This is a genomic window from Oleiphilus sp. HI0061 (genome assembly GCF_001635675.1).
The window spans coordinates 1-13,163 of the sequence record NZ_LWFE01001798.1 but is presented as its reverse complement, the minus strand read 5'-3'; the positions used below and the strand labels follow the sequence as shown (position 1 = coordinate 13,163).

9 protein-coding genes are annotated in these 13,163 nt (G+C 43.4%); 4 read left to right on the top strand and 5 right to left on the bottom strand.

The window, feature by feature from the left end:
- A partial coding sequence (gene rdgC / locus A3735_RS27440; protein WP_231882670.1) for a recombination-associated protein RdgC occupies positions 1 to 982 on the top strand: 982 nt, incomplete at its 5' end.
- A gap of 108 nt (positions 983 to 1,090) precedes the next feature.
- Here the strand turns inward: rdgC and fliS are convergent.
- The 4 genes from fliS to A3735_RS32415 all read right to left on the bottom strand — a co-directional run bounded on the left by fliS (position 1,091) and on the right by A3735_RS32415 (position 6,309).
- Positions 1,091 to 1,486 carry a flagellar export chaperone FliS gene (gene fliS / locus A3735_RS27435; protein ID WP_068508421.1) on the bottom strand — a complete coding sequence of 132 codons (396 nt, stop codon included), beginning with the start codon at positions 1,484 to 1,486 and terminating at the stop codon, positions 1,091 to 1,093.
- A 66-nt stretch (positions 1,487 to 1,552) separates the two neighbouring features.
- Positions 1,553 to 3,541, bottom strand: coding sequence for a flagellar filament capping protein FliD (gene fliD / locus A3735_RS27430; RefSeq protein ID WP_068508419.1), 1,989 nt, complete (start codon positions 3,539 to 3,541; stop codon positions 1,553 to 1,555).
- A 232-nt stretch (positions 3,542 to 3,773) separates the two neighbouring features.
- Positions 3,774 to 4,151: a flagellar protein FlaG gene (locus A3735_RS27425; protein ID WP_068508417.1), complete on the bottom strand. Its 378-nt coding sequence runs from the start codon at positions 4,149 to 4,151 to the stop codon at positions 3,774 to 3,776.
- Positions 4,152 to 4,236: 85 nt separating this feature from the next.
- Positions 4,237 to 6,309, bottom strand: a complete 2,073-nt coding sequence (locus A3735_RS32415) for a flagellin (RefSeq protein WP_068634058.1) — start codon at positions 6,307 to 6,309, stop codon at positions 4,237 to 4,239.
- Between the two features lie 470 nt (positions 6,310 to 6,779).
- Here A3735_RS32415 and A3735_RS27415 point away from each other — a divergent pair, with 470 nt between their 5' ends.
- The gene (locus A3735_RS27415) at positions 6,780 to 8,861 is read left to right on the top strand and encodes a flagellin (protein WP_068507177.1); all 2,082 of its coding nucleotides are present in this window, start codon (positions 6,780 to 6,782) and stop codon (positions 8,859 to 8,861) included.
- Positions 8,862 to 9,034: 173 nt separating this feature from the next.
- Entirely contained in the window at positions 9,035 to 11,029 is a 1,995-nt protein-coding gene (locus A3735_RS27410; protein ID WP_068507180.1) for a M48 family metallopeptidase, read from the top strand.
- Positions 11,030 to 11,063: 34 nt separating this feature from the next.
- Here the strand turns inward: A3735_RS27410 and A3735_RS27405 are convergent, their stop codons facing one another.
- The gene (locus A3735_RS27405; protein WP_068507183.1) at positions 11,064 to 11,729 is read right to left on the bottom strand and encodes a TIGR04282 family arsenosugar biosynthesis glycosyltransferase; all 666 of its coding nucleotides are present in this window, start codon (positions 11,727 to 11,729) and stop codon (positions 11,064 to 11,066) included.
- Positions 11,730 to 11,781: 52 nt separating this feature from the next.
- Here A3735_RS27405 and A3735_RS27400 point away from each other — a divergent pair, with 52 nt between their 5' ends.
- Positions 11,782 to 13,041 (top strand): 1-acyl-sn-glycerol-3-phosphate acyltransferase, encoded by a 1,260-nt coding sequence (locus A3735_RS27400; protein WP_068507188.1) that lies wholly within the window; start codon positions 11,782 to 11,784, stop codon positions 13,039 to 13,041.
- Positions 13,042 to 13,163: the final 122 nt, after the last annotated feature.

Here is a 13,163-nt window from a genome sequence, read left to right as displayed (position 1 = left end):
TCTTATTAAGAAAGAATATCTACATCTAACTGAAGGCCTGAATATACTTATGTGGTTTAAAAATATCCTGTTTTATCGCTTTACTAAACCTTTCGAACTATCAAGCGAAGAATTAGAAAGTAAACTTGCTGACTCACCATTTAAACCCTGCGGCGCGAACGACATATACCAACTAGGTTGGTCCAGCCCTTTGCAAAAGCATTCCGAGCAACTGGTACACGTTAACCAGAATTACTGGATGATCTGCCTTCAAAAGCAAGAGCGTATTCTACCTAGCTCTGTGGTCAATGAGCAATTACAAGAGAAAGTAAATGAGATCGAGGAACAACAGCACCGCAAAGTTACACGCAAAGAAAAAACTGAGCTAAAGGAAGAAATCACTAACCTCTTACTACCTAAGTCTTTCACCAAGACATCGCGCTATTTCGCCTACCTTTGCCCTTCGAAAGGCTACCTTGTGATTAACACTTCATCAGCCAAATTGGCAGATGAACTGACCAGCTATTTACGCAAAACAATTGGTTCACTTCCTATTCGCCTACCAGCAGTTAACCAGGCCCCAAGCTCGATCATGACACACTGGGTCACCGAGCCAAGCAGCCTACCAAGCTTTATGACTGTAGGCTTAGAATGCGAACTTACATCACAAGGTGAAGAGAAAGGATCTATTAAGTATAAAGGCTTGGAACTCGATCAAGAACAGATCGACCAACAAATCAAATCAGGAATGGAAGTCACCAAACTTGCTGTCGAGTGGCGCGAGTCACTAACACTATTATTAGGCTCTGATTTAAGTGTGAAGCGCATCAAGTTTGGCGATATGCTACAAGATCAACTTGACGACATGAACGCCGAAGATGCCGCCAGCATGTTTGACGCTGGCTTCACCATTATGACGGCAGAGTTCGACAAACTAATTCCAGAGATCCTGGAAGCATTCGGCGGTGAAGATACCAGCGCAGTGATCGAAGAATCGAACTAACTGTCGGCAACGCTGAGCACATTGGAATAGCGGCAATCAATAGCCGCTATTCAATCTCTTATACAAAAGCAATAAACAAAAAAGCACTCTAAACTTGCGAACAAGCCTCTAGAGAATACCCTTTTCAATAACTTCCTGACGAATACCAGACCAGGCACCTTGAATCTTCTTCAAGTGAGAAAGCACCTCTTCCAACATTTCTAGATCGTTTTTGACATTAGCTTCAAACAGTCGATGCTCACAGTAGACATAAAGATCAAATAAATTTTGTGCGACCTCCTGCCCCTTATCTAAATCTAGAAAGCTACGCAAACCCGATATAATCTCTATCGACTTGTTAATCAAACGATTCTTGCCTTCAAAGTCACTCGCAGCAATGCGCGCCTTAGCCATATTAATGCGCTCAACAGCACCATCAAATAAAAGCTGAATTAATTGGTGACGGTCTACATCGACAACACTTGTCTGCGCATTAACCGACTGATACTGATGTAATGCATTCATATTATTCTCCTGCAATCACTAAGGTACTATTTCCTTAGCTACTTCTTTTATTATTAATAACAAACTTTATTTGTCTGAACCTGTTCCTGCTAGCGCATCTAACTGCGCCTTTATAAAATCCATCGTACTATTTAATTTCGAAACTGCGATATCCGCTGCCGTAAATTCACGCGCCAAGCGACTTGTTAAAGACTCAATTCTCTCATCAAGCTTTAAACGCTCCTCATTAATCATTGCTAACGACTTACTTAATGTATCGTTCTTTGTTGTCAAAGAACCATCAATTGATACAATCTGAGTAATTAGATCAACTAACTGCTCACCGACACCTTCAATATAGGTTACCGAACCTCTAGAACCGGTTGCTGTACCTTCAACTGTAACCCGAATGCCTTCAGAATCATCACCCGTCGCAGCACTTAGCGTTTGACCCGAGCCTATCGCTGCCACACCATTAATCGTACCCTCAACATCAACCCCATCGGTACCAGCAGCCACACTCAAACCCAGTTGAGCTAAAGTATTTGTATCAACAGCTGAAACTTCAACCTTTGAACTCGATCCATAGACATTAGAGTTAATCACTAACTGGTTTGAAGCATCTAAACTTACAGTCACAGACTTACCTGCAGCATTCAGCGCCGAGTCAGCATTAATCTTTGACTGTAATTCTGCAGCCAGCTGCGTCTGCGTATAGCTCGCTGCATCGAGTGTAATACCACCACTTTCAACGCCATCTATCTTGATAGTAAGCTCATCATTGTTTGCATCGATCGTTGTACTCGCACCTAGACTAACCCCGCCAACTAACTCACCACGCGTTGCAGCCGTTGTCACCTCAATGTCATATGTGCCAGGCTTAGTATTAATACCTGCCGTTTCAAAACTTACTTGAGCATCACTTGTTCGACCCTGCTCACTAAATAAAGCCGAAACATCACTAGGGTCTGAAGCCAACTTATCAGCCAAGTCACTTTCATTCAGCTCTAACAAGCCAGTCTGGTAATTAGTAGAAATTCCGATATCTGCCAAACTTCTAACATTGGCATTTTCCAGGCCAGCAACGGTAGTACCTAACACGCTGCGCACCTGATTCATTAAACTTCGAGTCGTTGAGTCACCCAATAATATGCCAGCTTCAACACCGCTACTCGGGTCAAACTCGGTATTTTCGTTAATCAGAGTCTGCAAGGCATTAAACTTTTCAACAAACTCAGACACTTTCTCTATCACTGCAGAGTGATCATCTGCTATGACCAGACTCGCTGGTGCACCATCATTTGTACCATTTAATGACAACTTTAAACCCGGGATAGCGTCATCAATCTCGTTGCTAGAGCGAGTAATTGACACACCATTAAGTTTAAATGCTGCATCTGCAGCAGGCTGGCTTTGAATCAGATTGGTGGCACCTGCGGTATAAGCAAGACGTGACAAGCCATTTGCATCGGTATTACTTGCATCACCCGTGTCAGTAACGCTTATATCGATAGTTTTATCAAGACCCGTTTCGTCGGCGTTAAAGACTAGCTTATAGCCCGTACCGGTATATAAGACTGATGCAGTCAACCCCACATCCTCTTCAGCATTAATTGCTGCAGCAATACCATCGAGCGTATTGTTTGAGTTATCAATCGTTACGTTGGTAGTTTTGCCATCCACCACGATAGAAAGCGCACCCTCACCTAAAGCAGTGGTATCTGAATCACTAAATTCTGTCGTTGTTAATGTTTGAGATACAGCTAAAGCGGAGACTTCTAAAGTATGAACACCCGCACTCGCTTCACTTGTATTAACCGTAGCGGAAAATGCTGAGCTTCCAGAAGAAACAGTTTTCGATTCAAATAACTGGGGATTTGATAATGTACGAGCAGGTAGACGAAGATCAGTAACTGCTGATTTAATCTGCCCAAAGATAGATAACTCAGCATTAATTTCAGCTTCTTGACTATCTAGGCGAGCCTCAACCGGAGCGCGCTCTGCATTAGCGAGATTATCAATTAGCTCACTGGTGAGAACACCCGAACCAATTCCAACCGAAGATACACTTGCCATACTTATCGCCTCGAATACCACAGGATTAAATAAGCGTTAAAGCCACAATGACTTTGACTCACTCTAACCCAGCGAAAACTTTGTCTATTGAGTCAACACTACAATAACTCTATATAGCGCTCTTGTAGAATATATCGGCAAGAAGGGGCAAAAGTTTACCCCCTAAATTGTAACGAACTGTGAAAAGCTTGCCACTTGCACGAGCACCACCCTTCACAGTTTACAAAAAATATTACACTTTAGCCTTAAAAAGACTCAATGGCTCATTCTGCTGCAAGTCTTGAGCCAACTTCAGTGCGACATCGTCAGGAATTTGTCTAATCACCTCAGATGTATCCTTATCAACGACCGTAATAATCGTCTTACCGGATGTATCATCAAGATTAAACTGAAGATTTCGCTCTACAGATTGAACGTAGTCATTAAGCTGAGTCACTGCCTGACCCACACTCTCAGTTGCTGAAGATTGATCAAGCTCAGAAACTTCCTCAACTGACTTATCGACTGCGTCTTTCTTAGGCGAATCGCCAGCCTCACGTGTTTTCTGAGACGACGATGCTGCCGCTAGCCGTAAAGACTGCTCCACACCTTGTAATTTTACGTCGCTCATATAAGCACCTCATTTAACTTATAACCAAACAAGCCGACTTTGATTTTCATCAAAGCCGGCATCATCTCAACTAAGCACTAAACCCTTACTGAAGAAGAGATAGAACTTGCTGAGGTCTAGCATTTGCTTGTGACAATACTGAAATACCTGCCTGCTGTAGAACCTGAGACTTAGACAATGCCGCAGTTTCTGCCGCGAAGTCCGCATCACGAATTCGAGAGTTTGCAGCTGACAAGTTTTCACTACTGACAGAGTTGTTTGAAATAGTAGACTCAAAACGGTTTTGAATCGCACCCAGTTTCGCTTGCTCACTTGCTACCTGGTTAATAGCGTTATCGATCGCAGTAATTGCTTCTTCAGCACCCTCTAGGGTACTAATATCGACATCTTTCAGTAGTGTACCCGACTCTGATCCACCAAAGCTACCAACTGCATTAAAACCAGCCCGCTCATTATTGCCCGTTAGCGTACCCACTGAGAACTCACCAGCCGCCTCAAGCGTAACGCCAGCAACATAGTTTTCATCAGTCGTAAAACCCGAGTCACCAGCCGTAGCCACAGTCAATTCAATATTACGACCATCTTCAGCAACCAAAGTGTATTGATTATTATCCAATGCTTCTGCTGTTACACCCGTCAAACCAGACTTAGCGTTAATAGCATCAATAGTTGTTGTTAGGTTAGTGGCAAGATCAGCCCCCATTGCACCCGTGATTTGCGTCCCGTTTATAGAGATATCAAAGTCGGTTCCAGTCACAGTTACATCACCAGAGTAAACTCTGTTTTCATTAACCGTAGCCGATACACCAGATTGGTCTGAAACCCTATTAATCGCAGCAGCTAGCGCAATACCGCTTGAACTTGATAGCGTAGAAGATGCAGTATCATCACCTGCTTTTGTCGCACCAACTGATACATTATTAAGCGTTAAGTCACCAGCCTGTAGCGCAGCTCTAGTACCATCATTACCATTATCACCAACTAGTGCAGCCTTGTTGCCACTATATGTACCTTTTTCAAAACCGAAGTTATCAATATTCTGAGTATTTGAACCAACATTAATATCAGAACCGTCATCACTAGTTAGCGTTACATCACCAATAAATGTGACAGCGGTACCATCAGTACCATCATCAACTAAACCGAAGTCTTCCGCACCACCAGTTGTTGTATCAACAGTGATATTACGACCATCTTCAGAAGTCAAATCAACACGAAAACCTGTGCTTGTCTCGACAACCGATGCCGTCACACCCGTTAAGTCACTCTTTGTATTAATTGTATCTGCAACTGCTGTTAGCGCAGTCTCTGCTTCAACTTCTGCAAGCTGAAGCTCTATATCAACACCGTTAATTGCGACTGTTTCAGCATCAACACCTGTACCGATAACACCCGCAGCTATAGTTGTACCTTCGACTGTATTGGGGTTTGCAGTTGCGGTCACACCCGTCAGGTCAGTTTCTGCGTTGATCGCAGCAGCCTTTGAAATTGCACTTGAACCCTGCAAAGCAAATGACGTGTCGTCATTACTACCAACAGGAGCCGAAATAGCAGCACCGTTAATAGTCAAGTCACCAGCGGCGATAGTCTGCTCTGCAGTTAATGCAGTTTTACTATTGTTAGACGTCACACCAGCAGTCGCAGCTGCGCCAAGTGTATCAACAGTAGTTTCATTAATACTTACATCAATTCGGTCACCAACGTTTGCTCCGGTCTGAAAACCAGTATCCTGGAAAGAGCCATCTAGAAGGCTTTGACCGTTAAAGTTTGTCTTTTCAGAAATTGACTGAATTTCAGCTTTTAGCTGCTCAACCTCTTCTTGTAGAGAAGAACGCTCCAAATCAGTGTTTGAACCATTCGCTGATTGTAGCGCTAGTTCACGAACACGCTGTAAAGAAGTTGTGATACTGTTTAAAGCACCTTCAGCAGTTTGTGCCAAAGAAACACCATCACCTGCGTTTCGGTTAGCTACGTTAAGACCACGAACCTGAGCGTCGATTCGGTTTGAAATTGCCAAACCCGCCGCATCATCCTTCGCACCATTGATACGTAAACCTGAAGATAAACGTTGCAAAGCCTGGCTTTGAGCGTTTTGTGAACTTTCAAGGTTACGCTGAGCATTTAAAGACGCGATATTGGTATTAATTATTTGAGGCATGTCGTTTCTCCGATCAATTTTGCAAGTAAACGAACGAGACTTTAAAACACACCATGCTTTGTAAAGCACGCTCTCGATCGCTTGTTACATCATTTAACGGCCCCCCACAAAATTACTTTAGTTTTTTTTACAAAAACAATGTAAGCAAGTGTAACAAACCCCTTCTTGCTCAAACACTCCTACTTCACTAGCTATATAGATTGCGGCAAGCACTAGCCAAAAAAACGGCAAACATATCGTTTAAAGACACTACTCACATTAACACAAACACAAAAACTTCTATATTAACAAACACTTAAAACACCCAAACAAAAGCTGGCACAGTGCATGCTTTACAAACAGCAAGGAAAGTGGTGCTCAATTAACGCATCACAACTTTTATAAAAACTTTAATTTAGTAGCCGGTAGTAACTCATCCCAAAACTTTAGGAATGCTGTCCACCGGTATAGAAGATAAGTAGGAGCATACAATGCCTCAAATCATCAATACCAATATCGCGTCAATTAATGCACAACGCAACCTGGACAATTCTCAATCCGCTAACCAGACCGCCTTGCAGCGTCTTTCATCTGGTTTGCGTATCAACAGTGCCAAGGATGATGCGGCAGGCTTGGCAATATCAACACGCTTTGACTCACAAGTTAGAGGACTCAACGTTGCCATAAGAAACGCGGGCGATGGCGTATCACTTTCTCAAACAGCTGAAGGTGCATTAGGATCAATTACCAATAACCTGCTTCGTATCAGGGACCTAGCACTTCAGTCAGCAAACGGAACAAACAGTGCAATCGATAGACAAGCACTGGACCAAGAAGTTCAACAATTAAAAGCTGAAATAGAACGCGTGTCTCTGCAAACAAACTTTAATGGCACCAACTTGCTCGATGGGTCTTTCTCCGGTGTCACATTCCAAATCGGCTCAAATGAAGGTGAATCTGTTACCGTGAGCATTGAGGGCGCTACAGTTGACAAGCTTGGCGCAGCACAAACTGACGGCGTCAGCTCAGACCAACAAGGTGGCACAACACAAGCAATTGCAGCATTGGCCGCAGGTGACTTAGTTATTAATGGTATTGCAGTTGGTGCTTCTAGCGGTGTAGACGATGCCTTCTCTAGCTCAGACCGAGACAAGAGCGCAATCGCCAAAGCAGCCGCAATCAATAAGGTAGCGGATATTACAGGCATTGAGGCAAAAGTTGGCAGCACTCGCGTAAGCGGTGGTGAAGGAACGTTCGACAACACTGCATCATCTGGGCAAGTTGCCATTAATGGTGTCGACATTGATGTTGCTGCCAGCGACTTACTCAGCGACGAAGCAAACCTTCAAAACATCGCAAACGCAATTAACGAAAAATCCGGGCAAACAGGTGTAGTTGCTGCCTTTAATGGTCGCGCAGACACTGGTATATCGTTATCAGCAGAAGATGGCAGGAACATCGAATTAGCTATAGGAACAACAGCCGGAACCATCACAGATTTAAATGATGTTGGCCTAGCTGGTGCGGCAACTTACTCTGGCTCATTTTCCTTAGTATCTTCCGATGGAGGTCCAATTGAAATCGACACAACAACTGGTGATATTGAAAATGCTGGCTTAGCTGTTGGCAAATTCAGCGGCACTAACAGTGGCGCCATTGGTCAAGCCGTTACAAACACCACATTTGTTACTGGAGATCTTGTTATAAATAGCGTCCCTGTAGGACCAACACTAGCCGCTTTTGACACAGCATCACCTTCTTCTACGAACCCAGAAACCAGCGCCATCGCAAAAGCGCATGCGATCAACCTAGTATCTGATCAGTCAGGTGTTACTGCAACCGTAAACTCTACGTTGGTTAATTCCACAGCAATCGCAGCTCCTGGTGTCGGTATTGGCGAGTCTGGAAGCTTCCTGTTAAACGGTGTTACCATTGAGATCTCGACAAGTGATACAAATACCGTTGCAGACAAACAAAACACCATTATTTCAGCCATAAACAACAAGGCCGGCCAAACAGGTATTCGAGCGGAAGCTTTAGGTTCAGAGTTCCGCTTGATTGCCGATGATGGAAGAAACATTGACGTTGGAGCTTTCACAGGTATCACTCCTGCCAACATCGGCCTAACAGCTAGCACCGAATATAGGGCATCAATTTCTCTGCAATCAGCTGGTAAGATCGAGCTAGACTCAATTACAGGCGACATTGAGAAAGCTGGCTTTGAAATCGGCACCTACGGCGCAGCCGAAAGTGGACAGCTAGTACAAGACATTGATATATCAACATCAGATGGCGCAATTTTAGCTTTGGCTGCTGTCGACAATGCACTGACAACGATAAACTTCCAACGTGCAAACCTCGGTGCGATTCAAAACCGATTTGAATCCACCATCACGAACCAAGCGATTGCAGCTGAAAACTTTACGGAAGCCAGCTCACGAATCAGAGACGCTGACTTCGCCGCAGAAACAGCTGAGCTGTCTAGATCACAGGTATTACAAAGTGCGGGTCTTTCGATCCTGTCTCAGGCGAATGGACAACCACAGCAGGTACTCCAACTGTTACAGGGTTAAACCTGACTTAAAAATATTAAAATAAAAACAGTACTACTATCTATTCTCCAAGCCGGCCTAGCCGGCTTTTTTCTTGTATATCACCTAGAAAACCAATCTTTTCTGGCACGCTCTTCGCTTAGTACTAGACACTACCTTAGATAATACAAAAAAGCGGAAGAGGTTTACCTAATATGAGTCCTACTACTCCTAAGCTCCAACCAATCGTAAATGAATTCAGCGATTGTGAACGTTCTGATATTGCACGCCTGCTTATCCATGCGAATGACCTCTACAAAATGTATAACAGCACCGATACTGCTGTTGAAGACAAGAAGGTTTCTTTGGACAAAGCTTTCAAGCTGATTACTGAAGTCATCAACTTCGACCCGAACAACGCGCCGGCAATGAACCTACTTGGCCGCATAGAGCTTGATAGAGGGAATGTTTCTGCCGCAAAAGAACTATTTGATAAGTGCTTAGAGCACTCGCCTGAAAATACACAATACCTGACGAATCTAGGTTATCTACATATAATTTCTGAAGAGCCTGAGTTAGCAATCAGACAGTTCGAAAAAGCACTTTCAATTGATAATGGCAATAAGAACGCATTTCTAGGTATGGCCAGAGCTCATCATGCGCTTGGCCACTTCGATGTCGCTTACCTCCATTATCGATCTTTAATCAATCATGGCTATGATGACATTACGATCTTGCATGGCATGCTTAACTGCTGCCCTCATATAAAGATAGAATCTTACAACACTCAGCTTGAAGCTGATTTGTTTTTGCTTCTGTCAAAGAGCGAACTGGCTTTAGATAAACTTGCCGGATTCGCCGCGGCATTGCTAGTCAAAAAATATGATTTAAGTAATCCAAATGCGACGATTGAAATGCTTGAAGTCGCAAAAGACCCCTTAGTGTATTACTCCTTACTAAACTGCATTTTACCTGATCCGCATGTTGAAGAATTTATAACGCTATTGCGCCAAAGCATTTTGCTAGAGTGCGTTGAGTCAGGCACCCTTCGGGATGATCTACAAGTGCTAGCTATCGCGATTGCTGTTTATGCGGAGCGTACTAACTTCGCTTTAATCGTTGATGAAGTTGAAGAGGAAAAAGTCGAGCTAATTGATCAATCTCTTCAACATACCCTCCAACACCAATGGGAAGTTGATGAGGTAGCCGGCGCATTGATTGTTGTGGGTATGTATAAGGCATTCTTCTCTCAGACTTATGCAGTTAACTTAACAGCGCTGGAACTAGATCAGTGGCCATCGGCATTATTACCCTTAATGGAGTCATCCCTATATCGTCGAGCTGAGCGTGAATCTTTCAAGCAGCAGTTCCCAGAAAAGAAAAGTGAACTGCTAACTAGTAAAGATGACTTACCGGGGCCATTTCCAAGGCGGCAAACAATCGACTTTTTTAATCAGCAGTCCTTGAAGCAGGAACTAATCAATAACTTCCAGCTGCCAGAATCGGAACTGCCAGAACGCTTACTGCTATTAGTTGCAGGCACCAATGCTTCTCAACGTGCGCTTGAGTATGCTAATCACTTCAACGATGTTGATGTCCTCGCCCTTGAAAATAGTCTAGAGAACCTAGCTGAGTGTCATCTAAAAGCCCATCAAAAAGGCTTATCTAATATAGTGTTTTGGCCACAGTCATTGGCAAAGCGTTTTCTTGAAGATGGGAACCAAATACATTTTGCATCGATCTCGGCCGAAGCACCGGTAGTTGATGCGGAATTCGTTGAATTAGTTAAGCGTCAGCTTTGTACCAATGGCATTCTCAATATAAAGCTGTGTGAGTCTCCCGATAACGCGAGTACCGATATTGAAACACTGGTTGCCAAGCAAGGCCTTCGTAATACCAGCGCAAATATCAGAGCTCTAAGATCCACCATTCTCGCTGACAAATACAGTGCTTATTGGGAAGGTTTGATCAACGAAGAATATTTCTATTCCATTGATGGATGTCGCCAAGCATGGTTTGGGAGCAATGACCAGAAGCCTGTGCTGAATACTGCTATCGAACTTAGCAGCAGTTCTCACTGGCAGCTAAGTAAAGTGCTAAACCACTACGGGAAAGCCGTTTCAACCGCTTTGGCGAAAAAGAATTTACTGAAAATAGCAAAAACCAAGCAAATAAATCATGACTACTCAATTTATTTAGCAAAACGCTAGCAATATTCAGCTCAAACTTGGCCAAGATCATGCGCTAAGTTTGAGCTATAACTTCCTTCCAACGCTCATAGTCAGCCACTTCGTCAACGTCCCACGAGTCAGGAAGCACTTGATAGCTTAGTCCTATCCGACTGCAGCAACTAAGCGTTTGCTCCAGCGCCTTATCACTCCCCCACTCAACACCATCGAGCCAATTACCATTAACTCGGGCCAGAGCTTCTCTGCGTAAGGCTAGTAATACATAACCACCATCTTCTGCGGGTATGATCGCCACGTCATGCTCACTTAATGAATCTTTTACAACTTTCAGGTCAGATACAGTGACATTCGGACAATCACTGCCAATAATCGCAACGCTCTGATAATCAACTAAACTACGCTCAAGGGTATCGCACATTCGCTCACCAAGATTTTCCCCTCGCTGTTCGTGGCAGTCTAAACCTTCTTCTGCAATTAGTGCCTTAAGCTTTTTATGGGCATTTATAGATTCTGCTTCAAGCGAGTCAAACGAAGCACTCTTTTGATCAAACCATAACTGATAGTCACAAGCGATACACTGACTAAATCTTAAAGCAATATCTGCAACAAGCTCCATATGAATAGATAGCGCAGCCTCCTCACCCAAGACTTTCGCAATACGAGTTTTTACATGCCCCAACAAAGGACGCTTAGCAAACTGAACAAGTAAAAACTTTCTCACAGTTACCTCTGCTCAATATTTAAATTATTAGCTCTTCTATCAGGCCAGTCGAATGTTGTTTTTGGCCGCTGGCAGCATATATGGCCAGAAGCTAGACTTAATTCATTATAATCGGCGCGAAGAAATCGTCATTTTTGTTTATACTCAAACCTCAATCTTCAATTCGTTACGGGTAATCATGTCGCAAAGTCTTAAAGCAGTCTCTTTCAATATAGCATGGCAAGAAAGCTTTAAAGAAATTCAGTGCTATGAGGACAAGCAAGTCAATCAAGTATTGCGCGCACTACTGAGCGATAAAGAACTTATTTCCGTGATCAAGAGCCTATTCAAGTCAGACGAAAATCAAGCGCCGATTCAATTTGAGCGTTTAGCTGATATTCACTCGATTGATGCCTTTCAAGCCTGGGTGGCAGAGTCTATATTCCCCTACATAGAAACAAGCTATGATGATTTGAGCGTTTCCGGTCTTGATGAACTAGACCCTGCGACGCCCTATGTTTTTATCTCGAACCACCGAGACATCGTGATGGATCCACTCATCCTTAATAAAGCGCTAAGGGAATATGGCTTCTCTACCTCAAATTGCGCTATCGGTGACAACCTACTTCAACACCCAGCTGCTAACGACCTTGCCTTACTCAACCGCTGCTTTAAGGTCTTCAGATCTCTGAAGTCTCCTAGAGCAATGCTTAAAGCGATGAAAACACAATCTGAGTACATTCGTTATTTACATTTTACACAGCAAGGTAACGTTTGGATCGCGCAAAAGGAAGGCCGGGCAAAAGACAATATAGACAAAACTAACCCCGCCCTGATAAAAATGCTTATCTTAGCGAAGCCCAAGGAACGACCATTTAGCGATTACATGAACGCATTGAATATTGTACCTGTCTGCTTCTCTTACGAGTGGGATCCTTGTGACATTGACAAAGCTCACGAACTGATAAACTCTGAAAACAACTCAGACTATCAGAAAGACCGGTTTGATGATTTCATCTCTTGTAAGAAAGGCCTGAGCGAAGAAAAGGGTAAAATCCATATCGACTTCGGAAATACACTAAGCATCTCTGAAACACACGACCATAAAGATGTCGCTAACCTTATTGATGAAGGGATTCAGAAAGCCTACCGCCCCTTTCCAGTGAACTACGCCAGTTACAAGCGAATCCACGCGACTCACTCAATTCCTAGCAACTTTTCTAAACAAGAGATTAACCAATCGGCCAAGCGACTGGATGAGAGACTAAAAGACGAAAATATCGAGATCCAAAAGCGAGTTTACACAGCCTACTCACAAGTACTGAATAGCTGAAGTATTCCAAGCACAAAGCCTTATACTTAAGCTAACTCTTCTAATAAACCAGTTTTTTTAATTCCAAAGCCTTGAGAGTGGTCAACACCAATAGTTCTTAGAACATTCAGAATTTCATAGTT